The following is a 25,545-nucleotide window of genomic DNA, read 5'->3' as shown; positions in this document are numbered from 1 at the left end:
CACCGCGAGCGCCCCGCCGGCGTCGGCTCAGGCGCCGACGTACTCGCGGCGCACGCGCTTGACCGCACAGGGCAGCTGGTAGGCGCTGACCCCGCACCGCGGGGCCAGTTCGGCCAGCGGCAGGGCATCTCCGCCCCACAGCTGCACATCGCTGCCCACGCCGGCCTGCGCGTGCGGTGTGAGGTCCACGGTCAGCATGTCCATCGACACCCGTCCGATCAGCGCGCCCGCAGCGCCGTCGATCACCACCGGCGTGCCATTGGGCGCGAACTGCGGGTAGCCATCCGCATAGCCCATGGCCACCACACCCACGCGGGTGCGTGCCGGGGCGACGAAGCGCGCACCGTAGCCGACCGGCTCACCGGCCTCGATCCAGCGCTCGGCGATCACCCGCGAACGCATGTTCATCACCGGCCGCAGGCGTGAGGTCAGCGCCGTGCCAGCCGGCAACGGATTGCCGCCGTACAGCATCAGCCCCGGGCGCACCCAGTCGCTGCGCACCCCGGGCCAGCCGAGCAGCGCCGGTGAGTTGCAGACGCTGGTCTGGCCCTGCAGCCCATCGATCGCGCTGGCGAAGGTAGCGGCCTGCTCCAGCGTGCGGGCATTGTCCAGCTCGTCGGCGCGCGCCAGGTGGGTCATCAGCACGATCTCCCCCACCTGCGGCAACACGCGCAGGCGTGCATGCGCTGCGCGGAACCCCGCCACGTCCAGTCCCAGCCGATGCATGCCGCTGTCCAGCTTCAGCCATACGGTCAGCGCAACCGGGCTGTCGAAGGCGGCCAGCGCCTCCACCTGCCAGGGCGAGGCCACGGCGGTCCACAGCCCGTGCGCGGCGATGAGTGGTAGCTCGCTGGCCTCGAAAAACCCTTCGAGCAGCAGGATCGGGGCGGCGATGCCGGCCGCGCGCAGCTCCAGGGCTTCCTCGATCGTGGCCACCCCGAAGCCATCGGCCTGTGCCTCCAGCGCCTGTGCGCAGCGCACCGCGCCGTGCCCATAGGCATCGGCCTTGACCACCGCCAGCGCCTTGCCGCCGCCAAGCTCGCGGGCCAGCTGGTAATTGGCGCGCAGGGCGTCCAGATCGATCACCGCACGTGCAGGACGCATCAGCGGCCTCCTGCATGCGCACCGGCCGCGCGGCTGCCATAGCGGAAGATGTCCAGGCCTTCGGTGCTGATTTCAGGCGTGCGCCCGCTCATCAGGTCGGCCAGGTAGCGGCCCGAACCACAGGCCATCGTCCAGCCGAGCGTGCCATGGCCGGTGTTGAGGAACAGGTTGCGCAGCGGCGTGGCGCCAATCACCGGGGTGCCGTCCGGCGTTGCCGGCCGCAGCCCGGTCCAGAATTCCGCACGGGAGAGGTCGCCTCCCTTTGGATACAGGTCACGCACCACCCGCTCCAGCGTCTCGCGGCGTCGGGGCGACAGCGAGAGATCGAAACCGGCCACCTCGGCCATGCCGCCCACCCGGATGCGGTTGTCGAAGCGGGTGACGGCCACCTTGTAGCTTTCATCGAGAATGGTGGAAACCGGAGCCATCGCCGGATCAGTGATCGGCAGGGTCAGCGAATACCCCTTGAGCGGATATACCGGCAGCTGCAGCCCGAGCGGCGCGACCAGCGCGGGCGAGTAGCTGCCGAGCGCCACCACGTACTGGTCAGCGGTCTCCAGACGGCCATCCACGCGCACACCGGTGATGCGGTCACCGTCGCGCTCCACACCCGCGATGTCCACGTCGTAGCGGAATTCCACGCCCGCCGCTTCGGCCATCGCCGCCAGGCGCCGGGTGAACAGCTGGCAGTCACCGGTCTGGTCGCGCGGCAGCCGCAGCGCCCCGACCAGCCCGTCCACGTGCGCCAGGGCCGGTTCGGCGGCGTGGATGCCGGCCCGGTCCAGCACCTCGTACGGCACGCCGTAACGGGCCAGCACCTCGATGTCCTGCGCGGACGCATCGAGCTGCTGCTGGGTGCGGAACAGCTGCGTGGTGCCCAGTTCACGGCCTTCGTAATCCAGCCCGGTTTCCCCGCGCAACTGGTTGAGGCAGTCGCGGCTGTACTCGGACAGGCGCACCATGCGGCCCTTGTTCACCGCGTAATGCGCCTGCGTGCAGTTGCGCAGCATCTGCCACAGCCAGCGGTACTGGGCCAGGTCCATGCCCGGGCGGATCGCCAGCGGCGCATGCTTTTCAAACAGCCAGCCGATGGCCTTCTTCGGCACGCCGGGCGCGGCCCACGGCGAGGTGTAGCCGAACGAGAGCTGCCCGGCATTGGCGAAACTCGTCTCCAGCGCCGGGCCGGGCTGACGGTCCACCACGGTGACCTCAAACCCCGCCTGGCGGAGGTACCAGGCACTGGTGGTGCCGATGACGCCGCTGCCGAGAACCAGAACGCGCATGCAAGTCTCCAACACGATCATTCCCTGCACAGAGGCGCGCCGGGACCCTATACGTAGGAGTATAGAGAGCTCAATCCAGTGGATTTGCGGGATTTTCGATGAAGGCTCAGGATATTCCACCACGAACGTCCATAGACAGGTGAGGCCATGGCCGCCCGCAGCCGCGAACTCGACAAGATCGACCGGAAAATCCTGCGCCTCCTGCAGGCGGAAGGACGCATCTCCTTCACCGAACTGGGCGAGCGGGTGGGCCTGTCCACAACGCCGTGCACCGAACGCGTCAGGCGGCTGGAGCGTGAAGGCATCATCACCGGTTACCACGCGCACCTGGACCCGACAGCGCTCAAGGCCAGCCTGCTGGTCTTCGTGGAGATCAGCCTGGCGTACAAGTCCGGCGACATCTTCGAAGAGTTCCGGCGCGCGGCCCTGAAGCTGCCCAACGTGCTGGAATGCCATCTCGTCTCAGGCGATTTCGATTACCTGCTCAAGGCGCGCATCAGCGAGATGGCCTCCTACCGCAAGCTCCTCGGCAGCACCCTGCTCACCCTGCCGCACGTGCGGGAATCCAAAAGCTATATCGTGATGGAAGAGGTCAAGGAGACCTGGGCACTGCCGATCGCCGACTGACCGTCGCCCACGCCGTCCCCAGGATCCTGCTGGCGCGGCCGCTCGGAGCATCGGCGCGGCTCAGGGATCGATGCGCGAGTCCGCGCCCTGCGGCACGCTGTCGTGATACCGGCCGGTGCGCGAATCGAATACGCGGTTGGGACCGGCCTGCTGCACGCCTGGAATGATGCGGCCTTCCCGGTCGTAGACCTTGGCCGGCGCCGTGGTGCGCGGTGCCGGCAGCGCCTGCGCCGGGCCCGTGCTGCTGATCGGCCCGGCCGGCGGGGAGGGCACCGGGCGTGGGCCCTGCATGGGCGCGGGCACGGCCGGTGGTGCCGGCCGCGCGGGCTGCACGGGCCGTACGGGCTGCACGGGCGGCGGCGGAGAGACCGTGGTGGCGCCGCGCGTGGTGGTCGGGCTGGCAGGCGCCGCCACCTGGGCCAGCGCGAGGGTGGGCAGCAGAAGGGCCCCGAACAGCAGCGACGAACGTTTCATGGCACGCTCCAGCGGACGATTTGCCCCAGCTTGGCCCTGCGCCCGTGTGCCGGCCATGAACGCCGCACCGGCTTGCCTGATCCCGGCGCATCCCCATCTATAGAGCACCCCCACGGAGAATCCGCATGAGTGACTTCGACCTCACCCCACCCTCCGACGCGCAGCGCCAGACCCTTGCGGCCCAGCTCAGCCCCGACGAAGCCCGCGTCCTGCTCGCCCACGGCACCGAGGCCCCCTTCTGCGGCGTGTTCCTGGACAACAAGCAGGACGGTGTCTACTGCTGCCGGCTGTGCGCGCTGCCGCTGTATCGCTCGGGCACCAAGTTCGACTCCGGTACCGGCTGGCCGAGCTTCTTCGCCCCGTTCGCGCCGGGCCACGTGACCGAAATCCGCGATACCAGCCACGGCATGGTACGCACGGAGATCACCTGCGCGCGGTGTGGCAGCCATCTGGGGCACGTGTTCCCGGACGGTCCGCCGCCCACGTTCGAGCGCCACTGCCTGAACTCCGTCTCACTTTCCTTCACCCCGCTGGGCACCCCCTATGCCGACCCGCTGGGCCGTGGTGGCGCGGAGGCCGAGCCGGCGCGCTGAGCCCGCGCGCCGTCCCGTAGCGCCGCCCGGGCCGACGGACGTCACACAATCGCCCCTTCAGAAAACCGACGAGCCGGCCGACAACGGTGATACCCCCTCGCCCTGCGTCACGCCATGCTCATCATCATCGGTTTCCTCGTCGTCATCGCCAGCGTCATCGGCGGTTATCTCGGTGCCCACGGCAAGCTTGGCGTGCTGTGGCAGCCGTATGAGGTGGTGATCATCGGCGGCGCGGCGCTGGGTGCCTTCCTGGTCGGCACGCCGCTGAAGGTGGTCAAGGACACGCTGCGCGCCACCCTCGGGGTGTTCAAGGGGCCGCAATACAAGCAACAGGACTACATCGACGTCCTGAGCCTGGTCTATGAACTGCTCAACAAGGCCCGGCGCGAGGGCTTCATGTCGTTGGAAGAGCATGTGGAGCGGCCGGCGGACAGCCCGATCTTCGCCAATTATCCGAAAGTGCAGGCCGACCACCACCTGGTGGATTTCATCACCGACTGCCTGCGCCTGATGATCGGCAGCAACATCGAACCGCACGAGCTGGAACCGCTGCTCGAGCTCGAACTGGACAAGCACCACGCCGAAGCACTGGCGCCTTCGCAGGTCATCAACCGCGTCGCCGACGGCCTCCCCGGCTTCGGCATCGTGGCAGCCGTGCTCGGCATCGTGGTCACCATGGGCTCCATCGGCGGGGACATCGTGGAGGTCGGCGGGCACGTGGCGGCCGCGCTGGTGGGCACCTTCCTCGGCATCCTGATGGGCTACGGGTTCGTCGGTCCGCTGGCCTCGGCCATCGAGGCGCGTGCCGAGCAGGACAGCCGCATCTACGAAGCGGTCAAGACCGCCCTGCTGGCCTGTCTGCGCGGCTATAACCCGAAGATCGCGCTCGAGTTCGCCCGCAAGACGCTGCCCACCGACGTGCGCCCGGCCTTCGCTGCGTTCGAGCAGCACCTCAAGACGGTGAAGTAGGCCATGGCCGAGACCAAGCCCACCGTCATCATCCGCCGGGTCAAGAAGGGCGGCCACGCCGCGCACCACGGTGGCTCGTGGAAGGTCGCCTACGCGGACTTCGTGACCGCGATGATGGCCTTCTTCCTCGTGCTCTGGCTGATGGCCAGCACCAGCCAGCCGCAGCGCGCGGCGATCTCCGAATACTTCCGCAACCCGAGTCCGCTGAGCGGCACCAGCAGCACGCCGGCGCCAGGCATGGCAGGACCGGGCGGCGCCAGCACCTCGATGATCAAGCTCGGTGGCGCCACCGATGTGAGCCGCGGCGACAGCAGTGATCCGTTCCAGAACCGCAAATCCTCGCTTGCCCAGCAGGTCGAGCAGCGTGACCAGCAGGCCCATCGCGAGCGCGAGAAGCAGCAGCTCGAATCATTGATGCAGGAACTGCAGGAGGCGATCAGCAAGAGCCAGGCACTGGAACCGTTCAAGGACCAGCTGCTGCTCGACCTGACCCCGGAAGGCCTGCGCATCCAGATCGTGGACAAGCAGAACCGCCCGATGTTCGACCTCGGCGGCGCCAGCCTCAAGCCGTATACGCGCGACATCCTGCATGAGCTCGCGTCCTACCTGAACCATGTGCCGAACCGCATCAGCCTGACCGGCCACACCGACACCACCGCCTACAGCTCCAGCCGCGGTTACGGCAACTGGGAGCTGAGTGCGGAGCGTGCCAATGCCGCGCGGCGTGCACTGGTGGACGGCGGGCTGCAGGAGGACAAGGTCACCCGTGTGGTCGGCCTGTCCTCGTCGGTGCTGTTTGACAGGCAGAATCCGCAGAATCCGATCAACCGCCGCATCAGCATCGTGGTGATGACCAAGGACGCCGAGGCCACCTCGCTGGCGGGCGCCGGCCCTGCGGTGGGCATGTCCGCGGCCACGGTCGATCCAGACGTGCAGGCGGCCACTGCGCCCGAGGTCGCCCCTTGACGCGCGGCCCGGCGGGCTTCAAGCGGGGCGGTGCACAAGCCCCTACAATGGACGCCTGAACCTTTTGCAGGCGATTCCCACGATGTCCAAGCAGTCCAAAGCCAAGCGTGACAAGCGCAAGAAACAGCAGGGCCAGCGCCCCTTCATGCGCCTCAACGATGCGCAGCAGGTGCAGAACCATGCCGTGCTGACCAACGAAGAAGACCAGGTCATCGCGGCCATCGGCCTGCAGGGTCGGCAGTGGCTGCTCTCCATCGGTGGGCAGACGATGGGCAATGCGGAAAACCCGATCCCGATGCTGGCCATGCTCAAGCACCTGGCCAATGTGCAGGAGCAGGAAGGCCGCAAGGTCGAGCTGCAGTATTCCGAGGGCCTGAAGGGCCTGGTGGAAGCCGTGGCCGCCGAGAAGGGCCAGAGCGTCGATGACTACCTGGAAGCGCTGACGGCGGAGTTCCGCAACGTCGATGCCGAAGGCGCCGACGAAGACACCTCCGGGGCCAGCGAAGGCCAGGCCCAGGGCGATGCCGCCGATGCCGACGCGGACCAGGACGCAGCGCAGGCGCCTGCCGACGACGCCAAGCCGCAGGCCTGAGCCTGCCTCCGGCGCGGTGGCGGTCTACATCGACGATGCGGTGCAGGCCTGGCGCGGACAGCGCTGGGCGCACCTGATGGCCGACACCCTGGCCGAGCTGCACGCCATGGCGGCGCAGCTCGGCATTCCCCGGCGCGCCTTCCAGAACAAGGCCAGCGGGGCGCACTACGACGTACCCGCGCCACTGCGTGAGCAGGCCATCGCGCTGGGCGCACGGGCTATCTCGCGGCATACCGATCGCGCGCTGCTGAAGGCCGTGATCGCCAATGCACGGTCACAGTACGAGGCGGACGGCTGAGCCCCTCGTCGCTGGCGTGCGCGAGCGCTGCGCCGGGTCGGGCTGCGACCTGGCGTGGCGAACAACCGCCGCCGTCGCTGCTGCCGGCCGTGTCCGGGCGCCCCTGTCACCCTTCAGCATGACCATTCTGTTCCGCTGGAGGCTGAACGTGGACGCGCCTCCGACAGATCACGTCACCAAACGTCTTGATCGACAGCAGATCCCTCCGGGAACCCACCGTATCGTGAGCGCCGATACCATCAGACTGGAGTGAAAACATGAAATACAGAACCGGCGCAGCGGCCTTCGCGACCCTGATGCTCTCCGGCTGCGCCTCCATTCCGCTGCACGATCAGGCCGCGGGCGTTCGCCTGACCCACGAGGAGCCCAAGGGCTGCCAGTTCCTGGGCGATATCACCGGCAACCAGGGCAACTTCCTGACCGGAAGCTACACGTCCAACAAGAATCTTGAATCGGGTGCGCGCAACGACCTGAAGAACCAGGCTGCGGCCAAAGGCGGCAACGTGGTGTACCTGCTGACCAACCGCGCCGGCATCACCGGCCGCCAGGGCAGCCAGGCGCAGACCAACGTCACCCTCAGCGGCAACGTATATCGCTGTCCCTGAGCTGCAGGGTGCCTGCCGACGCGCCGCCCAGCCGCAGGGTGCACGGGCGCCGGCACTCGAGCGGTTGCGGCGGGTGCGGGGGCACAGCCCCTGCCCTGCCGCTCAGAAAGGATCGCTGCCCAGGCGCACTTCCACGTTCAGCAGCGAGCACAACGCCAACATCGCATCGTCATCGCGCGTGAGCGCCATCCATCCAGTGAACCCGTCGCTGCCCGCATCCACGCTCCACAGTGTGTAATTGTGCTCGCGCAGGCGGTCAAATGCCGTGGACATCAACTGCACACCGTCCAGCTCCCGTGCGAAATCCTCATCGTCCAGGTCGCCACCCCAATCCACCTGCAGATTGAAGCGCGCCGACAGCTCGTTCACCGCCGACATCAGCGACTCCAGATCGTCGCGGTCCACCTCCAGGCCTGACTGCCAGTTGATCGCCGCCAGCAACGGCGGCAGCCAGTCACTTTCAGCTTCCAGCGGCTCGCCCTGCTCGGCCAGCAGCTCGCGCCAGCGGTTGAACTGCTGCAGCGCCAGTTCTTCGTCGCCCGGGTTGATCAGCACCAGAAGGTTCCAGATACGCGCTTCGAAATCGGCTTCGTCGAAATCGTTCTCGCTCTCTTCGAAATCGAAATAATCGCTGTTGTCTGGCATGGTCGGAATCCTTGGCGCAAGGGCACGCATTCTACGCGCCGGGCCGCCGGCCCGCTGCATGGCAGTAGGGCGATCGCGCGGGGAACGGTATCCTGTGGGCATGAAGCCGGCCGTGGTGGCCGTCAAAGTGAACAACGAAATGAGCGAGACGCCTCCCGATCACCTGGCCATCAACCCCGACAGCCCCTTCCACGACGCCCAGGCGCTGGAGCGCGGCGTCGGCGTGCGCTTCAACGGCATCGAGCGCACCGATGTCGAAGAATATGCGGTAAGCGAAGGCTGGATCCGCGTGCAGGCCGGCAAGGCGCGTGACCGTCGCGGCAACCCGATGACACTGAAGATCAAGGGCACCGTGGAGGTGTACTACCTGGATCTGCAGCAGCGCAACGCCTGATCCAACAGGTGGCAGGCGTGCCGGCCGGAGCGGGCACGCCGTGCGTTCACTCGCGCTGGCGCGATTCCAGCAGGTCCAGGTTGCGGATCAGCTTGCGTGAGATCTCATCGGAAATCACCCCGCGCCGGGTCAGCCGGAACAGTTCTTCGCGCTCGGCCACCAGGCCCGCGCTGCGCAGCTGACGGTAGCCCCGTTCCATGCGCCGCACCTTTTCCGGGTTCACGTCCGGGCCGTTGTCCTTCTCCAGGTGCCGCTGGTACAGCAGGCTCACGCGCGAGGCCGCATCGTTGTAGAGCTGCACGTTTTCCGTGGTCTGGTTCTGCACCAGCTGCTGGCGCGTACGCTCCACCCCGGCAAGGGCCGCCTTCGAAGCCAGTTTGCGGGCCAGGTCCTCCTCCTTGCGTTCGCCCGAGTCGGCCGGCAACTGCAGTCCCTTGAGCAGCTGCGGCAGGGCCGCGCTCGCGGTCACCAGCGAGAACAGGATCACCGCAGCGGCAAGGAAGATCACCAGGTCACGCGCCGGGAACGGATCACCACTGGGCAGGAACAGGGGCAGGGTCAGCACGCCGGCCAGCGTGATCGAACCGCGTACGCCCGCCACCGAGGTCGCCACCACGATGCGCCAGCCCGGCGCTTCATTGTGCTTCTGGCCGCGCCGACGCGCACGCAGCAGGTTCCAGCGCAGCGACAGCCACACCCACAGCAGGCGCAGCGCGACCAGCACCAGGTTGATCACCAGCACGTAGACAAGCAGCCACCACGGGCTGTGATGCCCGCTCTCGCCCATCGTCGCCACGGCGCGCTCGACGATGCCGGGCAACTGCTCGCCGAGCAGCACGAACATGATGCCGTTGAAGGTGAACTGCAGCATGTTCCACACTGCCGAACGCTGCACGCGCATGCTGCCGGACACCCGCCCGCTCATCTCCACGTAGCTCATGGTGATGCCCGCCGCCACGGCCGCCAGGATGCCCGAGGCCTCGATCTCTTCGGCCAGCAGGTAGGCCGCGAAGGGAATGAGCAGGTTGACCAGCATCGCAGCGCCCGGCTCCTCGCCGAAACGGCGCCACAGCCAGCGCTGGAACGTGGACACCCCGAAGGTGACCGCCACGCCGACCGCCAGGCCGGCGAGCGCCACCCACAGGAAGGTCACCGACGCGGTGGCGAGCGAGAACGTGCCGGTCATCACCGCGGCCACGGCGAAGCGGAAACAGACCAGGCCGGAGGCATCGTTGAGCAGCGACTCACCTTCCAGGATATGCATCAGCCGCTTGGGGATCGGCGCCTTGGAAGCGATCGCGCCGACCGCCACCGGATCGGTCGGCGAAATGATCGCCGCCAGCGCGAAGGCCACGGCCAGCGGCATCGCGGGAATCATCCAGTGGATCAGCAGGCCGGCACCGATGACGGTGAACACCACCAGCCCGAACGCCAGTTCAAGGATCGCGCCCTTGTCGCGGAACAGGCCCTGCTTGGGGATGCGCCAGCCATCAAGAAACAGCAAAGGCGGCAGGAACAGCAGGAAGAACATGTCCGGGTCGAGATCATGGCCCCGGTTGAACACGCCCGAGATCACCGCCCCCAGCGCGATCTGCACCAGTGGCAACGGCAGCGAAAACGGCAGGACTCTTACCAGATAACCACTGGCGACCACCGCCACCAGCATCGCCAGAACTACTTCAATCGTGTGCATGCATCCGTCCGCGAGTGGCGCCGCGGGAGGGCCGTCGGGGCCGGCGCCAGAGCGCAAAAACTAGCATATCGCCGACCCGCAGCGCATTCGGACGCGTCCGGGCATCAGGCCGGCAGCGCGCCATCGAACCGGTAGATGTCCATCGCCAGCAGGCCCGCCTCGATGCCCGCATCGATCCGCGTGGCGCCCAGCGCGGAGCCCCCGGCCGCCCCCATCGCGAAATGCAGCGGCTGCAGGTGTTCATCGGTGGGGTGCGCACGCTCGGCGTGTGGGGCCTGGCGGCGGTAGTCGAGCAGCGCACCGAGATCATCGGCCAGCAGGCGCTGTTCCAACCACTGGATGAAGGGGCGCACGTACGGTGCTTGCTTGCCCTCGTGGTAGGTGCGCAGGTCGTGCAGGTTGTGGGTGATGCTGCCCGAGCCCACCAGCAGCACGCCCTGTGCGCGCAACGGCGCCAGCGCGCGCCCCACTGCGAACTGGTGCGCAGGCCCGGCCTGCGGCTGCATCGACAACGGCACCACGGGGATGGCGGCGTCCGGAAACAGGAAGCGCAGCGGCACCCACACGCCGTGGTCAAGCCCGCGCGTGGCATCCAGCGTGGCCGGCAAGCCCGCCGCAGCCAGCCGCCCCTGCACCTCCGCCGCCAGGGCGGGATCGCCCGGCGCGGGGTACTGCAGCTGGTACAACGCCTGCGGAAAACCACCGAAATCGTGCACGGTGGGCGGTCGCGGGTGCGCGCCCACCTCGATGCGCGGTGTCAGCCAGTGTGCGCTCAGCACCACGATGGCGCGGGGCCGCGGCAGCGTCGCCGCCAGTGCCGCCAGTCGTTCGCCTACCGCGCCGGGGTGCAGCGCGGTCATCGGCGAGCCGTGCGAAATGAAGAGACTGGGCAGGACAGCCATGGCGGAAAATCCATGCGGAACGATCCCGTGCCATGCTCGGCGCGGCCCCCCGCAGCGTCAAGCGCGGCGCCGGAACGCACCGTCCGCTCAGCCTTCAACCCCCTCGGCCTGCAGCATCCCCAGCACGTCCGCCAGCGGCGCCGGCCGACCCAGCAGGTAGCCCTGCACCTGGTCGCAGCCATGGGCGGCCAGCCACTGCAGCTGCCCCGCCGTTTCCACGCCCTCGGCGATGATGGTCAGGCCCATGCTGTGGCCCAGCGACAACAGAGCGCGGCAGATGGAGGCATTGCGTGGATTGACTTCCACGTCGGTCACGAACGTGCGATCGATCTTGAGGATGTCCAGCGGCAGGTGCTGCAGGTAGGACATGCTGGAATACCCCGTACCGAAGTCATCCAGCGACACGCAGATGCCCTGCTCCTTCAGTCGCTGCATGGTCTGCAGTGCCTGCGCCGGCCGGCGCATCAGGCTGCTCTCGGTGAGCTCCACCTGCAGCGCGCCGCGGGCCAGTCCGAACTCTTCGATGGCCCGGGTGAACTCGCCCACCAGGTCGCTGTTGAAGAACTGCACCGCCGATACATTGACGGCGATCGGCAGGTCCCCGCATCCGGCGGCCACCAGCTGCGCCTGTGCCTGTGCCGCACTGCGGATCACCCAGCGCCCGAGTGCCAGGATCAGCCCGGTATCCTCGCAGAGCTGGATGAACTCGCCCGGCGGAATGAAGCTGCCATCGGCCTGCGGCCAGCGCAGCAGCGCCTCCAGCGCGGCCGGGGTGCCATCGGCGGCATGGCAGATGGGCTGGAAATACAGCTCGAACTCCGCGTCGATCGCATTGTGGATGCGGCCGGCAAGCCGCAGGCGCTCGGCCAGCCGCGCGTTGACGCTCGGATCGAAGCGGGCCAGCACCTCGCCCTCGGCGTGCGCACTGTGCGCGGCCTGCGCCGCCATGCCGATCACCTGCTCGGCCGAAAGGCCATCATCGGTGGCGTGCGTGGCCACGCCGATGCGTGGCTCGAACTGGTGCAGCGACTCCTGCCCGCGCACCGGCTCGGACACGATCTGCACCAGGGCATCAAGCGCACTGCGCGCATCATGCGCATCACTGAAGGCGAACACGAAGTCTTCAGCCGGCTGGAAGGCCAGCCAGCCATAGCGTGCGCCCAGCCCGCCCAGGCGCGAGGCCATTGCCTGCAGGACCGCCTCACCGATCTCACGGCCCAGCGCGTCGGCCACCAGCTGCAGGCCCCGCAGCTGGATATAGGCCACGGTATAGCCGCTGCCGCACGCATCCAGCGCCTCGGAGAGCGCGCGCGTGTTGAGCAGCCCGGTCTGCGGATGGTGGCTGGCATGGAAGGCCAGATCGCGCTCGTAGGCCAGCCGCTCGCTCACGTCCTCGGCCAGCACCAGGCAGGCGGTACGGCCATCGAAATCCAGGCTGGCCAGGTGCGCACGCACCTCGAACACGCTGCCATCCTTGCGCTGGTGCAGGCGGATCTTGGCATCGTGGTTCTCGCCTGCGCGGGCCTCGGCGATCGCATTTCGGATCTCATCCCAGCCTTCGCGCGGGCGGATGTCCAGGATGCTCATCGAGAGGAACTCCTCGCGCGAGTACCCGTACTGCTCCACGGCCGCCTGGTTGACCTCGATGAACCGCAGGGTGTCCGGATCGAAGACCCAGAACGGCGCAGGGTTGCGGTCGAACAGCAGGCGGAACTGGCGCTCGGCCTGGTCCACGCGGTCGCGCGCGGTGTAGCGCTCGCTGATGTCGGTGAGCGCACCGATCATCCGCCGCTGGCGGTCGGCCAGGGCCACGCGCTGGCCACGCGCGGTCACCCAGCGCACGTCGTCGCGTGCGAGCACGATGCGGAAGATCTCATCCAGCGGCGCGTCGCCGGCGAACGCCCGCTCGAATGCCAGCTTCAACCGCGCCACATCGTCGTGGTGCACGCGGGTGAAGAACTGCGCAAGCGGCAGCGTATCCACGGTCAGCCCGAGGATTTCGCGTGCCAGTGGCGACCAGTGCAGGGCGCACGCATCCTCGTCCACGTACCACGTACACACCCGTCCCACCTGGTGGGCCAGCTGCAGTTCGGCGTGGCCGGCACGCAGCTCCTCGGTCAGCAGGTGCTGGCGCCGCGCCGCGCGGCCGACGCCCCACACCACCAGGGCCAACAGTCCGCCATACAGCAGCAGCAGGGCCACCGCACCGCGCACATAGGGCCACCAGGCCGCCAGCACGTCACGGCGGCCCAGTCCGGCGTACACCGCCAGCGGGTACTGGCTGAGCGTACTCATCGCCGAGATGCGCGTCCTGCCATCGATGGCGCTGGTCTCCACGCCCAGCGCGATCACGCCATCGGCACCGAGCGCGCCGCGGTTGGGCAGATCGAAGCGCCTGCCCGTCACCTGGCCGCTGGCCGGCGCACGCGCCAGCACGTGACCGTCCACGTCGGTGATGGACACCACGCCTTCGCTGCCGATGTCCAGGCCACTGATGATGCGCTGCATCTCGCTGGCATGCAGTCGTGCCAGCAGCCAGCGCTCGTCGTCCAGGCGCAGCGCCAGCGGCACCACCCAGTTCAGGCCATCGAAGCGCTGCGGCGGCCCCAGGTACAGGCTGCTCTGGCTGCCGCGGCGTTTGCCATCCACCCATAGCGGCAGCTGCAGATCGCCGACCCCGCTGGTCAGCGCGCGGCCGAAGGCATCGACCACCACGATGCTGTCCAGCTCGGCATGCCGGTGCAGCACACCGGCGATGTTCTGGTCCAGCATGGCCGCGGCCTGCCCGGGCACGCTCGCGTAGAGGTGCGCGGCGTCGGCCGCGATACCCTGCATGGCACGTTCCAGATTGCGCAGTTCCAGCCACAGCAACCGCTGGCTGCCCATCGCGAGGGTGCGGCTCTGGCGCTGTGCGGCGGCCTCGCGGCGCTCCAGGTCGTTGGCCAGCAGGGCCACCAGCCCGGCGCCCAACAGCAGCCCAAGCAGCACGCCGCCCCAGAGCAGGGCGCGTTGTGGGCGGGCCAGCACCCGCATCAGCGTCAGCATTGCAGCAACGCAGGCGGTGGTGGAGCGAGGGCAGTCATGCGCGGAAGTTTTCCTCTTATCCAACATCACAGCGGCCGCGGCAGGCGATTCTTGACGCTTGCCGCCAGCCGATTCCCCGGCGAGACCCGCGGGGGCCCGGCACCGGCCCCAGAATGCATCAGTCCCATGACGACAGGAAGCGTCGCCGCCACACCGTGTGCGCCGCCCCCCCATCACCGCTTCGGACCGCCCGTATGGTTGCCGTTGCAACCGGCCCGCAGCCAGGGGATTAGACTGGTTCTTTCCCGTCGCCCGAGATGTCCATGCCCGCGCTGCGCCGCTCCGCCCTGTCACTGGCCCTGCTGTCCTGCCTCTCCCTCTCCCTCAGCGCCTGCGGTGATTCCGCGCCGGCGCAGGCCCCGCAGGCCGCCGCGCCCGTGGCGCCCGCCAAGCCCACCCCGCAGCTCGGCAGCTTCGGTTTCGATGCCGAAGGCATGGACCGCAGCATCGTCCCGGGCGAGGATTTCTATGGCTACGCCAATGGCGGCTGGATGAAGACGACCGAGATCCCGGCTGACCGCTCGCGCTTCGGCAGCTTCAACCTCATCGCCGACAAGACCCAGGCCGATACGCGCGCCCTCCTGGAGGGCGCCGCCAACGCCGCCGATGCCAGCGGCGAAGACAAGCTGATGGGCGACTACTACGCCGCCTACATGGATGAAGCCGGCATCGAACAGCGCGGGCTGGCGCCGCTGCAGCCGCAGCTGGACGGCATTGCCGGCATCGCCGACAAGGCCGGCCTGGCCAAGGCGCTGGGCGCGGACATCCGTGCCGACGTGGACCTGCTGAATGCCACCAACTTCTACACCGACCGCCTGTTCGGCCTGTGGGTGTCGGTGGACCTGCTGCAGCCCGAGCGCACCGCGCCCTATCTCGTGCAGGGCGGACTGGGCATGCCGGACCGTGATTTCTACCTGGGCGATGGCCGCATGGCCGTGCTGCGCAAGCAGTACCAGGAATACATCGGCAAGGTGCTGCAGCTGGCCGGGGTGGCCGATGCCGCCGGCAAGGCGGCGCGCATCCTCGCGCTGGAGACGAAGATCGCGCAGGCGCACGTCAGCCAGGAACAGACCAACGATGTGACCAAGGGCGCCAACGCCTGGACCCGTGCGGACTTCAACGCCAAGGCCCCGGGCATGGACTGGGAGGCCTTCCTGCAGGCCGCGCGGCTGGGTGGGCAGCAGGACTTCATCGTCTGGCAGCCGACGGCGGTTGCCGGCCTCTCGCGCTTGGTCGCCACCGAGCCGCTGGATGCCTGGAAGGACTACATGACCTTCCACGCGCTGGACCGCGCTGCACCGTATCTCCCCAAAGCGTTCGCCGATGCACGGTTCGCCTTCCACGGCACGGCGCTGAGCGGCACGCCGCAGCAGAGCGAGCGCTGGAAGCGCGCCGTCGACGATGCCAACCAGTCCATCGGTGAAGCGGTCGGCAAGCGCTACGTGGAAAAGCATTTCAGTCCGGCCACGAAGGCCCGCGCGGACGAAATGGCGCGCAACATCATCGCGGCCTTCGGCGCACGCATCGATGCGCTGGAGTGGATGTCGCCGCAGACCAAGGCCCAGGCCAAGGCCAAGGTGGCCGGCCTGACCGTCAGCATGGGTTATCCGGAGACGTGGCGCGATTACAGCGGCCTGGAGATCAAGCGCGATGATCCACTCGGCAATGCGCAGCGCGCGGCGCTGTTCGAATATGAGCGCAACATCGCCAAGCTCGGCAAGGCGCCGGACCACAGCGAGTGGTCCATGTTGCCACAGACCGTCAATGCGATGAACGTACCGCTGGAAAACCGCCTGGTCTTCCCCGCCGCGATCCTGCAGCCGCCGTTCTTCGACGGTGCTGCCGACGATGCGGTGAATTACGGTGCGATCGGTGCGGTGATCGGCCATGAAATCAGCCATGGCTTCGACAACGCCGGCGCGCTGTTCGATGCCACCGGTCGGCTGCACAACTGGTGGACGCCGCAGGACCTGCAGAAATTCAACGCGGCCGGCGATGCGCTGGCCGCGCAGTTCAGCCAGTACGAACCGTTCCCCGGCGCGAAGGTCAACGGGCGCCTGAGCCTGGGCGAGAACATCGCCGACGTGGCCGGACTGGCCACCGCCCACGATGCCTACCGGCTCTCGCTCAAGGGCACGCCGGGCGAGACGCTCGAAGGCTTCACGCCGGACCAGCGCTTCTTCCTCGGCTTTGCCCAGGCATGGCGCAGCAAGAGCCGCGAGCAGGCGCTGCGCAACTCGCTGCTGACCGACGTGCATGCGCCGGGCCAGTACCGGGCGCTGACGGTGCGCAACCTCGATGCGTGGTACCCCGCCTTCGATGTGCAGCCCGGGCAGGCGCTGTATCTCGCACCCGAAGCCCGCGTAAAGGTCTGGTAAGCCCAGCGCACGCCGGGCCTCGCCTGGAGCCGGGTCCTGCCCGGCTTCAGGCGGCCTCGCCCGGCCACGCCCGCAGGGTCTCCACGGGCAGGCCCATGCGGGCACACGCCCGGCTTGCCGCGCCATCGGGCAGTGCGCGGCGGAACACGGGGGCCAGGCCCTGGACCATCCGCATCGATGCGCGTGCCTGCAGCTGCTGTGCCGCCGTGCGTTGCAGCAGAGTGGCCGCCCAAGGGGGCAGCAGGGCGGCGCCCGCGCCAAGAAACACATCGCGCGAGAGCCCCGCTGCAGGCACCGGCAACCGCACCGCCGCCAGCACCTCCAGCACTTCGTGCGAGCGCGCATCCATCCGCAGCCCCTCGCGCTGGTCGGCGAAATACGCCGCCACCGCCGCTTCGCTGCACGGCACATCGCGCGCGCCCAACGCCTCGGCCACGCGCCGGTATTCGTCGTAGTACTGGTCCGCCAGCGCGGCCGGCACCTCGCGCACGTAGCGGCGATAGCCCTGCAGGAAGGCGTACGCCTCGGTCACGTGCACCCAGGTCAGAAGATCCGGATCATCCGCGGCGTAGGGCACGCCGTCCGCCGTCACTCCGCGCACGTGCGTGTGGATGCGGCGCACCTTCGCCACCAGCGCATCCACTTCGGCGCTGGCCGCGTAGGTGGTGCCCGCCACGAAGGCGGTCGTGCGCCGCAGCCGCCCCACCAGGTCGGCACGGAAATTGGAATGGTCATACACCCCTGCCAGTGCACGCGGGTGCAAGGCCTGCAGCATCAACGCGCACAGGCCGCCGGCCAGCATCGAAGGCAGCTCGGCGTGTATGCGCCAGGTCATGCTCTGCGGGCCGAACCAGCCCGGGTCACCGGCCGGCAGGTCGTAGCTGATGCCGCTGTGCCCACGCGGGAACGCCTCCAGCACCCAGCGGCGCACGGGGGAGGTCAGCGGACGGGACAGGCGGTTGAACAAGGAGGGCATCGGACGTCGTTTCTGCGCGCAGGAGCTTTGATTCTGGCTGAACCACACACCTGCGGGCGAGAAGGCGCGCTCACACCAAGGTGCATGTGCAGGTGCAGCAGCCAAACCCCTGCGACAACTTGTCGCAGGCACTTTTTGGCATTGTGCGCCGCACCACATCGACCTTGGCGCGACGCATTCAGCCAGACGACCCGCACGGCGCTTGCGTCCCGGCCATTGCACCGGCCTACGGAAGTGCTAGAAATGGACCCGTACCGCGACCCAATGCAGATGCCGCGACGTTCCCCAAAGGAGCCAGCCATGATTGCTTTGTTCAAAGGTTTGGGACTGCTGCTACGTGACAACGAGCTGTACCACAGTCCCTTCGAAAAACAGGCCGCGCACTGGCGCAACCTGAGCGAGCAGCAGATCCGCGAGGAAGTCACGCTGCTTGGCAAGGCCAAGACCCAGTGGCTGATCGCCTCCATCATCGGCTGGCAGTCCGTTTCGCTGCTCATCCTGGGCCTGATCGCCAATTATCTGTGGCGCGATGACTTCCACATCACCTTTACCCGGGTGGTCATCGTGTTCGGTTCCTGGGTATCGATTCTGTTCGTCATCTGGTTCATGGCCAACATGTTCGACCAGAAGGCCGGTTTCGAGCGCTGGATGAAGGCATTCAACAGCCGCGAGCGGATCAGCTCACGGGCCGATACCGTGGAGTGCGTGGCCAACGCCCTGGGCATGGCCGAGCATTATCCGGAGGTCCTGGACTACAAGCAGGCCGTGACCGCCAAGCGCGAACTGCGGCACGAAGACATCCGCATCATGAGCGAGATCGGACGGATGAAGCAGCATTCCGAACTGGTCGGCCGCCTCAACCATGTGGGTGAGACCCGCAACCACCGTGACATGACCCTGCAGCCCGCGTTCTAGCCTCGCCGGGACACGGCCACCGCGCCCATCCGGCCGACGATGCCACCGCCCTCACCCGCGGTGGCATTGTCCGTCTGCCGCCGCGGCGACACAGCTCGAACTGTCTTCCGGCAGGTCCGCACGCGCGCGCTGCTGGCCGGCCCGCACCTGGAACCGCTGCACCTCGCTGCGTTCACAGTGCAGGCCACCGGCCGCACAGGTTTCCCGGAACACCTGGTAATGGCAGCGGCCGCTCGCGCTGCGCATGCATTCAAAGGTGGTTCCGGTGCCGCGCACCGTGATCCGGCTGAAGAGCTGGTCCGCCCCCCGCTCGGTCACCCGTGTCACCGATGTACGGGCCGACGGCTCATGGCAGCCGAACAGCGAAAGCAGGCAGCTGAGAATCATGGTGAGATGACGCATTGGCGAATCCTTTGCACAGGGTGCGGTCAACGACGTGCGCGGCTTACATGCCGCGGAACAAACTCATGAAGGGCTGGCTGACGGTGAGGGTTTCCGGGCGGTGGCGCAGCCTCAGCACACCGCGGCCGGTATCATCACGGCTCACCGCCGCCACCGCTTTCATGTTCACGATGGTCGAACGATGCACCTGCCGGAACTGCGTGGCATCCAGCGCTTCAAGCAGCTCCCGCAGCGGCGTGCGCAGCACGCATTCGCCCTCGGCGGTGACCACCGTGGTGTATTTGTTGTCCGCGCGGAAGTAGGCCACGTCTTCGAGCATGATCAGCCGCGTATCGCGGCCACTGCTGGCGGTGATCCACGCCAGCGGCGGCTTCTCCGCGGTGCCCGGGCCCCTGCCCAGCCGCTGCAGCAGGCGCTCAAGCACGGCATCGTCGGCGCGCGGAGCGGGCAGCCGGCTCAGTACGCGCTCGCGCGTGGCGAGCAGCCGTTCATCGCTCACCGGCTTGAGCAGGTAATCCATCGCCCCCTGTTCAAACGCATCGATGGCGTACTGGTCGTAGGCAGTGACGAACACCACCTGCGTACGCGGACTGATCGTGGCCGATGCACGCGCCACCTCGATGCCGGTGATGCCCGGCATGCGGATATCCAGCAATGCGATGGCCGGCTGATGCGCGGCCAGCGCCTCCAGCGCCGCCGCCCCATCCTCGCACGCCGCCACGATGCGCAGCTCCGGCCACAGCCGGCCCAGCTGCTGCACCAGCGCCTGGCGCAGCAGGTCCTCGTCCTCGGCAATCACTGCATCAAGCGGCATGTGCGGCCTCCCTGGCACACACCGGTGGCAGGCTGATGGTCGCAGCCACGCCGCTCGGGAAGTTGGCCACGATGGCCACCCCCGCGTGCGGCCCGCAGGCCAGGCGCAGGCGCTCGCGCAGGTTCTTCAGCCCGACGCCGGTACCCGACGTGCCGCTGCCGAAGCCCAGCCCATCATCGGCCACGGTCACCGTGGCATGGTCATCGAAGGCCCGCGCGATGATCCAGATCGTGCCCCCGCCCGGCTTGGGCTCCAGGCCGTGCTTGATCGCGTTCTCCACCAGCGATTGCAGCGCCATCGCCGGCAGCTGCAGGGCCATCAGCGCATCCGGCACCTGCACGTCCACGGCCAGCCGCGTGCCCATGCGGATGCGCAGGATTTCAAGATAGGCCCGCGTGCGCTCCAGCTCCACGCGCAGCGTGGACAGCGATTCGTCCGCGCTGGGCAACGAACTGCGCAGGTACTGGATCAGGTGGCCCAGCATCTGTTCGGCACGGGGCGCGTCGGTGCGCGTGAGCACCTGGGCGTTGGCCAGCGTGTTGTAGAGGAAATGCGGTTCCACCTGCGCCTGCAGCAGGTTCAGGCGGGCCACCGAAAGCTCCTTTTCCACGTGGCTCTGCTCGGCGGCCGCCTGTTCATCGCGGCGTTGCTCGGCCACGCGACGGGTGAGCGCGCGGGTCAGGGTCTCTGCATTCTCATGATTGCTGCCTTCATCCAGCGCCAGCAGGTCGGCCCACCAGCCGGCATCGGGCTCGAACAGCAGCGTCACCGTGCAGGTGCCCTGCCCCGGCGTCACCGTGGCCTGCACCGCGTTGCGGGTGATCGCCAGCTGCGCGGGCAGGTTCCAGCGCGAGGGCTGGCGGCCGCTGCGCGTATCCATGCGGCGCACGAAGGCTCGGACCTCCAGGCCACCCGGCGCACTTGCGATGTCCTCCACGCGCGGCAGTCCGGCGATCGCCGCTTCCACCAGCGCAAACGCCGGCCCGGCGTCCATCGGCAGCTCGATCTGGCGGCGCTGGCGGCTCGATACCGTGCCACCGTCCAGGCGCCCGGCGAGCAGCCGCACGCGGCGCAGGTGGGTGATCGCACTGCCCAGGGCGGACAGCATGAGGAACATCGCCAACAGGCCGAAGACCCAGCCCGGGCCTTCGTCCATGCCGTTGAAGAAGCCACTCCACACCACGCCCAGCACAAAGATCGCAGCGGCCCAGGCAAGCAGATGGCGGAAGATCAGCGAGAGGCTGGCGAACACGGCCGGTACCCGGAAGAAGGATCCGCCGAGCATAGGCCGCCCCGTCCGCGCCGCAAGTCCCCTGCGACGAAACGGCCCGGCGGCCGATGAAACCCCACAGGGGCCGACCCGTGGCCGGCCCCTGCCACGTCGCAGGGATCAGCGGCGCTGGTCCGCGCTCTGGTCACGCACTGCCCGGAACGATTCCGAACGGTCCCAGTTCGGCCACGCCCGCGAATTGGCCAGGTCGTGGCCGAGCGTGTACAGCACTTCCAGGTCACGCGCCGCGCCAGCGAACGTCCAGTCCGACTGCCATTGGTCACCCTGCTGGTGATAGCGCTTGGCGGTGTAATCGTCCGATGCGCGCTTGCCCGCCGCCACGCCACCCTCCACCCAGTCCTGGCCGGCCGACCACGAAAGCGCCGGCACGCCGCGCTTGGCGAACGGGAAATGATCGGAGCGGAAGAACAACCCCGCTTCCGGCTTGGGGTCGGGCGTGTAGCGGGTGTCCCAGCGCGCGGCGACGTCCTTCAACTGGTCCAGCAGCTCGAACTTCGCCGAACCGTAGATCCCGAAATCGCGCGAGGGACCGAACGGCGCCATGCCATCCATGTTGATCACCGCCACGGTCTTTTCCAGCGGGTACAGCGGGTGCGTGGCGTAGTACTCCGAGCCCAGCAGCCCCTTCTCTTCGGCGGTCACCGCCAGGAATACCACCGAGCGGTCGGGCGTGCCGGCCTTGGCGAAGCCGCGGGCCAGCTCGACCAGCGCGGCGGTGCCACTGGCGTTGTCCAGCGCGCCGTTGAAGATGCGGTCGCCGTGGGCGTCAGGCTCGCCTACGCCGATGTGGTCCCAGTGCGCGCTGTACACGATCGTCTCGTCGGCATGGGCGCTGCCCTCCAGCCGCGCCACCACGTTGTGCGAGGTGATCACTTCGGTCTTCACCGCGTACTTCGCATCCAGGCTCGCCCCGGTCAGCTCCACCGGGGTGAAGTCACGCTGCTGTGCCTTGCGCTTGAGTGCTTCGAAATCCAGTCCGGCCGAACGGAACAGGTCCACGGCCAGGTCGCGCTGGATCCAGCCTTCCAGTAGGGGATGGGTCTGCGAAGGATCCTCGCGCACCACGTCGAACATGGTGTTGGTATTGGAGCCGGCGACGGTGGCCCAGCCGTAGGAGGCCGGTGCGGTCTCATGCACGATCAGTACGCCCAGCGCTCCCTGCCGCGCGCCTTCTTCGTACTTGTACGGCCAGCGTCCGTACCAGGTCATGCCCTTGCCGTCGAAGTCGCCCTTGCCGGTTTCGAAGTCGGGATCGTTGATCAGCACCACGGCGATCTTGCCTTCCAGATCCACGCCCTTGAAGTCGTCCCAGTTGCGTTCCGGTGCCTTCACCCCGTAGCCCACGAACACCAGCGGTGCCTTGCTGATGTCCACGTTGCTGGCACCATTCATGGCCGCGCGCACGGCGATCTGCTGGCCCTGCTGCAGCTGCTGCGTCGCACCCTTGCGGGTCAGTGCCAGCTGCGGCGTGCCCACGATGTCACCCTTGAGCAGCGGGACCGCCTGCGTCCACAGCCGCTTGCCGTCCTTCATGTCGCCGCCCGGCTGCACGCCGGCCGCTTCGAACTGGCGGGACAGGAAGGCCACGGTCTTCTCTTCACCGGCGGTGGCCGGGGAGCGGCCTTCGTAGGCATCGGAGGCCAGCTCGCGCGCATCGGCGGAAATCCGCGCGCCGTCGAACTTCGGCGTCGCCGCCATCAGGGCACTGGACACCGAAAGGGCCAGCACGCCCATCACAAGTCGTTTCATTGCTCTCTCTCTCACGCCTCACAAGAATCCCGAGTGTAAGCGCATCGCGCAGGTGTGCAGCCTGTGGCTATTTCGCCGGGACTTCGCGGGGCGGCCCCAGCGCCTGCCGATAGCGCGCGTGCAGGGCCATCACTTTGTCCACGTACGCAAGCGTCTCCGCGTACGGCGGTACGCCGCCATGGCGCGCCACCGCGCCGATGCCCGCGTTGTACGCGGCCGCTGCCAGCACGTGGTCGCCGTGGTACCGGCGCAGCAGCATGCGCATGTAGCGCGCACCGCCGTCGATGGACTGCTCGGGCGAGAACGGATCGGCCACGCCGTACGCCTTGGCCGTGTCCGGCATCAGCTGCATCACGCCCTGCGCCCCCTTGGGTGAGCGTGCGGCGGCGTCGAATCCACTCTCTGCATGCGCGATCGCACGCAGCCAGGCGTCTTCCACCCCGGTGGCCTTGGCCGTGGCGAGGAACGCCTTGGCATGCGCGCGCAGCTGCGGCGCCCCGACCCGGCCGAGCCCTTCATGCGCCGGCTCGCCTTCGGGCGTCTTGGCGGTGAAGCGCAGGAACACCGTGGAGCCCGGCAGGTTGCGCGTGGAGTACACCCGCTTCCCGTCCTGCTCGCGCTCGTACAGGACACCACTGAACACGCCCATCTCACCCCACAGGTTCGGCGTCTGCACTGCGGCATCGTCCACTTCGCGTGCGTGGCAGCGCGACCCCGGTTCCGGCGCGGTGGCCAGGCTCACCGTATTGCCCTGCACGCAGCGGTAGACCGTGCGCGCCGAGGCCGGCCCCGTGCTCAGGGCAAGCAGCACCGCACAGAGGGCACCAGGCAGACGGATCATCGGAGGGGAGGCATCCACGGCGTGCGAGCGTGCGGCCGGGCCTGCGAAACGGCGGTGAAGGACATGTCGCGGACGGCTCCTGCCCACGTCCGCCATGCCCGGCACGGCCAGTAGCCGCAAGGCCGCAGCGTCCCTGGACAGCGCGCGGGGCCCCGGTTCAGTTAGGCTTGCCATCAAGGACGACCGTCGCAGGTCAGCGCCGAGAGCCCTCCTCCCACCCGGGTGCCCTGACCATGAAACGCTTCCGCGTCCCGCTCATCATGTCCGGCACCGCGCTGCTCAGCGCCCTGGTGCCCCTGCTGGTGATGACCTGGCTGAGCTGGACCCAGGCCGTGCACGTGGAGCAGGCGCAGGTGAAGGACGTCGCCGAGCGGGCCCTGCGCCGGGCCGACCAGTCCTACCGCAAGGCGCTCGATGCGCTGGGCCGCATGCAGCGCGCGTCCCTCCCGGCGTGCTCGCCGGCGCACATCCAGCTGATGCGTTCGCAGGTGCTCGCAACGCCCTCGGCCGACCAGATCGGATATTTCGTCGATGACAGGATGCAATGCACCTCCTGGGGGCCGGCGGACGGCTCGGTGCAGTGGGGCACGGCCGATTACACCACCGCCGACGGGGCTACCCTGCGCCTGGACGTCAGGCCGGCGGCCACGCGGGGCATGCGCATGCTCTCGATGCGCCTGGGCGCGCACGACGTGCTGATGGATCCGGGGCACTTCGTCAACCTCATCGGACCGGACGACATCCGGGTGGCCATCGCCACGCCTGACGGCGCCCTGGTCGCCCACCAGGCCATGCCCGACCCCGCCCTGCTCGGCACCCTGCTGCGCGATCCGCGCGATGGCATGGATCAGCACACGCTGTTCGCCACCGCGCGCAGCGACGAATGGCTGGCCGTGGCCACCGCCCCGCGCAGCCGCCTGCAGAAGGCGTTCGTCGAGCAGATCTGGCTGTTCCTGCCGGGCGGCCTGCTTGCCGCCGTGCTGTTCGCCGGGGGCGGCGCCTGGCTCTCGCGTCGGCGCCTTTCGCTGCACGGCGAGCTGGCCAAGGCGATCCGCCGCAACGAACTGTACGTGGTGTACCAGCCGATCATCGAACTGAGCACCGGCATCTGCGTCGGTGCCGAAGCGCTGGTGCGCTGGCAGCGCCGCGACGGCAGCAATGTGCGGCCGGATGTGTTCATTCCCATCGCCGAAGACGGCGGCCTCATCGAAGCGGTCACCGACACCGTCATCGACCGCGTGATCACGGACATGCGTGAGCTGCTGGTCAGTGACCGCAGCGTGCACATCGCGATCAACATCGCGCCCGGTGACATGATCAGCGGCCGCGCGTTGAAGGTGATCGGGCGCAAGCTGGAAGGCACGCAAATCAACCATCCGCAGATCTGGCTGGAAGCCACCGAGCGCGGCTTCATGGATATCGACCGCGCGCGCGTGGTGATCGCTGCCGCGCGGCATGCCGGGCACGCCGTGGCCATCGATGACTTCGGCGTGGGGTATTCCAACCTGCAGTACCTGCAGCAGCTGCCGCTGGACGCGTTGAAGATCGATAAATCCTTCATCGATGCCATCGGGACGGACAGCGCAACCAGTCCGGTCACCGACCACATCATCGAAATGGCCCGCACGCTGGGTCTGTTCGTGGTGGCCGAGGGCCTGGAGACCGAAGCACAGCTGGCCTACCTGCACGCGCGGCAGGTGGAGTTCGGACAGGGCTGGCTGTTCTCGCAGGCGCTGGCACCGGAGGCGTTCGTCGCCTTCCATCGCCAGCGCCAGCAGCAGTACGGCGCCGCGCGCGAAAACATGCAGAACGAGCGGCACGCGGCCGAGGATCCACCGCCGCCGGGCTGAGCCAGGACGGTTCAGCCACGCCCGCTATACTGGCCGCCTCACCTGGAGGCCTGTCCCGATGCGCCACTGATGCCGCCGTCTTCCCGACGGCCTGATTCTT

The 25,545-nt window shown here is 68.3% G+C and carries 24 protein-coding genes; 11 read left to right on the top strand and 13 right to left on the bottom strand.

Features of this window, described 5'->3' with window-relative positions; all coding sequences use genetic code 11:
• Positions 1–27: 27 nt before the first annotated feature.
• Positions 28–1,104 carry an alanine racemase gene (gene alr, locus FHY09_RS00545; protein WP_166923125.1) on the bottom strand — a complete coding sequence of 359 codons (1,077 nt, stop codon included), beginning with the start codon at positions 1,102–1,104 and terminating at the stop codon, positions 28–30.
• Entirely contained in the window at positions 1,104–2,387 is a 1,284-nt protein-coding gene (locus tag FHY09_RS00540; RefSeq protein WP_166923123.1) for a D-amino acid dehydrogenase, read from the bottom strand. Before FHY09_RS00540 ends, alr begins: the two co-directional genes overlap by 1 nt.
• 147 nt (positions 2,388–2,534) lie before the next feature.
• Between FHY09_RS00540 and FHY09_RS00535 the strand changes: the two genes are divergently transcribed.
• On the top strand, positions 2,535–3,014 hold the full coding sequence (locus FHY09_RS00535) for a winged helix-turn-helix transcriptional regulator (RefSeq protein ID WP_166923121.1): 480 nt from the start codon (positions 2,535–2,537) through the stop codon (positions 3,012–3,014).
• A gap of 60 nt (positions 3,015–3,074) precedes the next feature.
• On the opposite strand, the gene FHY09_RS00530 is transcribed toward FHY09_RS00535, so the two are convergent.
• Positions 3,075–3,488 (bottom strand): classical arabinogalactan protein 4, encoded by a 414-nt coding sequence (locus FHY09_RS00530; RefSeq protein ID WP_166923120.1) that lies wholly within the window; start codon positions 3,486–3,488, stop codon positions 3,075–3,077.
• A gap of 125 nt (positions 3,489–3,613) precedes the next feature.
• Between FHY09_RS00530 and msrB the strand changes: the two genes are divergently transcribed.
• The 6 genes from msrB to FHY09_RS00500 all read left to right on the top strand — a co-directional run bounded on the left by msrB (position 3,614) and on the right by FHY09_RS00500 (position 7,511).
• The gene (msrB, locus tag FHY09_RS00525) at positions 3,614–4,081 is read left to right on the top strand and encodes a peptide-methionine (R)-S-oxide reductase MsrB (RefSeq protein ID WP_166923119.1); all 468 of its coding nucleotides are present in this window, start codon (positions 3,614–3,616) and stop codon (positions 4,079–4,081) included.
• A gap of 114 nt (positions 4,082–4,195) precedes the next feature.
• Positions 4,196–5,050: a flagellar motor stator protein MotA gene (motA, locus tag FHY09_RS00520; protein ID WP_166923118.1), complete on the top strand. Its 855-nt coding sequence runs from the start codon at positions 4,196–4,198 to the stop codon at positions 5,048–5,050.
• A 3-nt stretch (positions 5,051–5,053) separates the two neighbouring features.
• Complete coding sequence (motB, locus tag FHY09_RS00515) at positions 5,054–6,016, top strand: flagellar motor protein MotB (RefSeq protein WP_166923117.1); 963 nt, start codon at positions 5,054–5,056, stop codon at positions 6,014–6,016.
• 82 nt (positions 6,017–6,098) lie between these two features.
• On the top strand, positions 6,099–6,608 hold the full coding sequence (locus tag FHY09_RS00510) for a hypothetical protein (protein ID WP_166923116.1): 510 nt from the start codon (positions 6,099–6,101) through the stop codon (positions 6,606–6,608).
• A 16-nt stretch (positions 6,609–6,624) separates the two neighbouring features.
• The gene (locus tag FHY09_RS00505) at positions 6,625–6,906 is read left to right on the top strand and encodes a DUF4031 domain-containing protein (RefSeq protein WP_166923115.1); all 282 of its coding nucleotides are present in this window, start codon (positions 6,625–6,627) and stop codon (positions 6,904–6,906) included.
• Positions 6,907–7,163: 257 nt separating this feature from the next.
• Positions 7,164–7,511 (top strand): DUF4156 domain-containing protein, encoded by a 348-nt coding sequence (locus FHY09_RS00500; protein ID WP_166923113.1) that lies wholly within the window; start codon positions 7,164–7,166, stop codon positions 7,509–7,511.
• A gap of 102 nt (positions 7,512–7,613) precedes the next feature.
• On the opposite strand, the gene FHY09_RS00495 is transcribed toward FHY09_RS00500, so the two are convergent.
• A complete protein-coding gene (locus tag FHY09_RS00495) occupies positions 7,614–8,156 on the bottom strand; it encodes a DUF6630 family protein (RefSeq protein WP_166923111.1) in 543 nt (180 codons plus the stop codon).
• A 139-nt stretch (positions 8,157–8,295) separates the two neighbouring features.
• On the opposite strand from FHY09_RS00495, the gene FHY09_RS00490 reads away from it, so the two are divergent.
• A complete protein-coding gene (locus tag FHY09_RS00490; protein WP_166924285.1) occupies positions 8,296–8,550 on the top strand; it encodes a DUF3297 family protein in 255 nt (84 codons plus the stop codon).
• Between the two features lie 46 nt (positions 8,551–8,596).
• On the opposite strand, the gene FHY09_RS00485 is transcribed toward FHY09_RS00490, so the two are convergent.
• The 3 genes from FHY09_RS00485 to FHY09_RS00475 form a co-directional block, all read right to left on the bottom strand.
• On the bottom strand, positions 8,597–10,243 hold the full coding sequence (locus FHY09_RS00485; RefSeq protein ID WP_166923109.1) for a Na+/H+ antiporter: 1,647 nt from the start codon (positions 10,241–10,243) through the stop codon (positions 8,597–8,599).
• 104 nt (positions 10,244–10,347) lie between these two features.
• The gene (locus FHY09_RS00480; protein ID WP_166923107.1) at positions 10,348–11,145 is read right to left on the bottom strand and encodes a DODA-type extradiol aromatic ring-opening family dioxygenase; all 798 of its coding nucleotides are present in this window, start codon (positions 11,143–11,145) and stop codon (positions 10,348–10,350) included.
• A gap of 87 nt (positions 11,146–11,232) precedes the next feature.
• A complete protein-coding gene (locus FHY09_RS00475) occupies positions 11,233–14,190 on the bottom strand; it encodes an EAL domain-containing protein (protein WP_166923105.1) in 2,958 nt (985 codons plus the stop codon).
• Between the two features lie 302 nt (positions 14,191–14,492).
• On the opposite strand from FHY09_RS00475, the gene FHY09_RS00470 reads away from it, so the two are divergent.
• Positions 14,493–16,607: a M13 family metallopeptidase gene (locus FHY09_RS00470; protein ID WP_166923095.1), complete on the top strand. Its 2,115-nt coding sequence runs from the start codon at positions 14,493–14,495 to the stop codon at positions 16,605–16,607.
• Positions 16,608–16,653: 46 nt separating this feature from the next.
• On the opposite strand, the gene FHY09_RS00465 is transcribed toward FHY09_RS00470, so the two are convergent.
• Positions 16,654–17,583, bottom strand: coding sequence for an oxygenase MpaB family protein (locus tag FHY09_RS00465; RefSeq protein WP_166923093.1), 930 nt, complete (start codon positions 17,581–17,583; stop codon positions 16,654–16,656).
• Between the two features lie 300 nt (positions 17,584–17,883).
• Between FHY09_RS00465 and FHY09_RS00460 the strand changes: the two genes are divergently transcribed.
• On the top strand, positions 17,884–18,498 hold the full coding sequence (locus FHY09_RS00460; RefSeq protein ID WP_166923091.1) for a hypothetical protein: 615 nt from the start codon (positions 17,884–17,886) through the stop codon (positions 18,496–18,498).
• Between the two features lie 51 nt (positions 18,499–18,549).
• On the opposite strand, the gene FHY09_RS00455 is transcribed toward FHY09_RS00460, so the two are convergent.
• The 5 genes from FHY09_RS00455 to FHY09_RS00435 all read right to left on the bottom strand — a co-directional run bounded on the left by FHY09_RS00455 (position 18,550) and on the right by FHY09_RS00435 (position 23,595).
• Entirely contained in the window at positions 18,550–18,900 is a 351-nt protein-coding gene (locus FHY09_RS00455; protein WP_166923089.1) for a hypothetical protein, read from the bottom strand.
• A 43-nt stretch (positions 18,901–18,943) separates the two neighbouring features.
• Positions 18,944–19,714, bottom strand: coding sequence for a LytR/AlgR family response regulator transcription factor (locus tag FHY09_RS00450; RefSeq protein ID WP_166923087.1), 771 nt, complete (start codon positions 19,712–19,714; stop codon positions 18,944–18,946).
• Entirely contained in the window at positions 19,704–20,966 is a 1,263-nt protein-coding gene (locus FHY09_RS00445) for a histidine kinase (RefSeq protein ID WP_166924282.1), read from the bottom strand. Before FHY09_RS00445 ends, FHY09_RS00450 begins: the two co-directional genes overlap by 11 nt.
• A 138-nt stretch (positions 20,967–21,104) precedes the next feature.
• Positions 21,105–22,754 carry a M28 family metallopeptidase gene (locus tag FHY09_RS00440; RefSeq protein WP_166923085.1) on the bottom strand — a complete coding sequence of 550 codons (1,650 nt, stop codon included), beginning with the start codon at positions 22,752–22,754 and terminating at the stop codon, positions 21,105–21,107.
• 67 nt (positions 22,755–22,821) lie between these two features.
• Positions 22,822–23,595: a lytic transglycosylase domain-containing protein gene (locus FHY09_RS00435; protein ID WP_166923083.1), complete on the bottom strand. Its 774-nt coding sequence runs from the start codon at positions 23,593–23,595 to the stop codon at positions 22,822–22,824.
• 233 nt (positions 23,596–23,828) lie between these two features.
• On the opposite strand from FHY09_RS00435, the gene FHY09_RS00430 reads away from it, so the two are divergent.
• Complete coding sequence (locus FHY09_RS00430) at positions 23,829–25,445, top strand: EAL domain-containing protein (RefSeq protein WP_166923081.1); 1,617 nt, start codon at positions 23,829–23,831, stop codon at positions 25,443–25,445.
• Positions 25,446–25,545 lie beyond the last annotated feature (100 nt).

The organism is Xanthomonas sp. 60, from assembly GCF_011761925.1.
The sequence above is the reverse complement of the archived record's forward strand: the minus strand, read 5'-3'. Positions and strand labels throughout refer to the sequence as shown.

What these genes read in the sequence shown, in the direction of transcription:
- alr (WP_166923125.1), bottom strand. Translation starts at nt 1,104, where the DNA reads ATGCGTCCTGCACGTGCGGTGATCGATCTGGACGCCCTGCGCGCCAAT.
- FHY09_RS00540 (WP_166923123.1), bottom strand. Translation starts at nt 2,387, where the DNA reads ATGCGCGTTCTGGTTCTCGGCAGCGGCGTCATCGGCACCACCAGTGCC.
- FHY09_RS00535 (WP_166923121.1), top strand. Translation starts at nt 2,535, where the DNA reads ATGGCCGCCCGCAGCCGCGAACTCGACAAGATCGACCGGAAAATCCTG.
- FHY09_RS00530 (WP_166923120.1), bottom strand. Translation starts at nt 3,488, where the DNA reads ATGAAACGTTCGTCGCTGCTGTTCGGGGCCCTTCTGCTGCCCACCCTC.
- msrB (WP_166923119.1), top strand. Translation starts at nt 3,614, where the DNA reads ATGAGTGACTTCGACCTCACCCCACCCTCCGACGCGCAGCGCCAGACC.
- motA (WP_166923118.1), top strand. Translation starts at nt 4,196, where the DNA reads ATGCTCATCATCATCGGTTTCCTCGTCGTCATCGCCAGCGTCATCGGC.
- motB (WP_166923117.1), top strand. Translation starts at nt 5,054, where the DNA reads ATGGCCGAGACCAAGCCCACCGTCATCATCCGCCGGGTCAAGAAGGGC.
- FHY09_RS00510 (WP_166923116.1), top strand. Translation starts at nt 6,099, where the DNA reads ATGTCCAAGCAGTCCAAAGCCAAGCGTGACAAGCGCAAGAAACAGCAG.
- FHY09_RS00500 (WP_166923113.1), top strand. Translation starts at nt 7,164, where the DNA reads ATGAAATACAGAACCGGCGCAGCGGCCTTCGCGACCCTGATGCTCTCC.
- FHY09_RS00495 (WP_166923111.1), bottom strand. Translation starts at nt 8,156, where the DNA reads ATGCCAGACAACAGCGATTATTTCGATTTCGAAGAGAGCGAGAACGAT.
- FHY09_RS00490 (WP_166924285.1), top strand. Translation starts at nt 8,296, where the DNA reads ATGAGCGAGACGCCTCCCGATCACCTGGCCATCAACCCCGACAGCCCC.
- FHY09_RS00485 (WP_166923109.1), bottom strand. Translation starts at nt 10,243, where the DNA reads ATGCACACGATTGAAGTAGTTCTGGCGATGCTGGTGGCGGTGGTCGCC.
- FHY09_RS00480 (WP_166923107.1), bottom strand. Translation starts at nt 11,145, where the DNA reads ATGGCTGTCCTGCCCAGTCTCTTCATTTCGCACGGCTCGCCGATGACC.
- FHY09_RS00475 (WP_166923105.1), bottom strand. Translation starts at nt 14,190, where the DNA reads ATGCTGACGCTGATGCGGGTGCTGGCCCGCCCACAACGCGCCCTGCTC.
- FHY09_RS00470 (WP_166923095.1), top strand. Translation starts at nt 14,493, where the DNA reads ATGCCCGCGCTGCGCCGCTCCGCCCTGTCACTGGCCCTGCTGTCCTGC.
- FHY09_RS00465 (WP_166923093.1), bottom strand. Translation starts at nt 17,583, where the DNA reads ATGCCCTCCTTGTTCAACCGCCTGTCCCGTCCGCTGACCTCCCCCGTG.
- FHY09_RS00460 (WP_166923091.1), top strand. Translation starts at nt 17,884, where the DNA reads ATGATTGCTTTGTTCAAAGGTTTGGGACTGCTGCTACGTGACAACGAG.
- FHY09_RS00455 (WP_166923089.1), bottom strand. Translation starts at nt 18,900, where the DNA reads ATGCGTCATCTCACCATGATTCTCAGCTGCCTGCTTTCGCTGTTCGGC.
- FHY09_RS00450 (WP_166923087.1), bottom strand. Translation starts at nt 19,714, where the DNA reads ATGCCGCTTGATGCAGTGATTGCCGAGGACGAGGACCTGCTGCGCCAG.
- FHY09_RS00440 (WP_166923085.1), bottom strand. Translation starts at nt 22,754, where the DNA reads ATGAAACGACTTGTGATGGGCGTGCTGGCCCTTTCGGTGTCCAGTGCC.
- FHY09_RS00435 (WP_166923083.1), bottom strand. Translation starts at nt 23,595, where the DNA reads ATGATCCGTCTGCCTGGTGCCCTCTGTGCGGTGCTGCTTGCCCTGAGC.
- FHY09_RS00430 (WP_166923081.1), top strand. Translation starts at nt 23,829, where the DNA reads ATGAAACGCTTCCGCGTCCCGCTCATCATGTCCGGCACCGCGCTGCTC.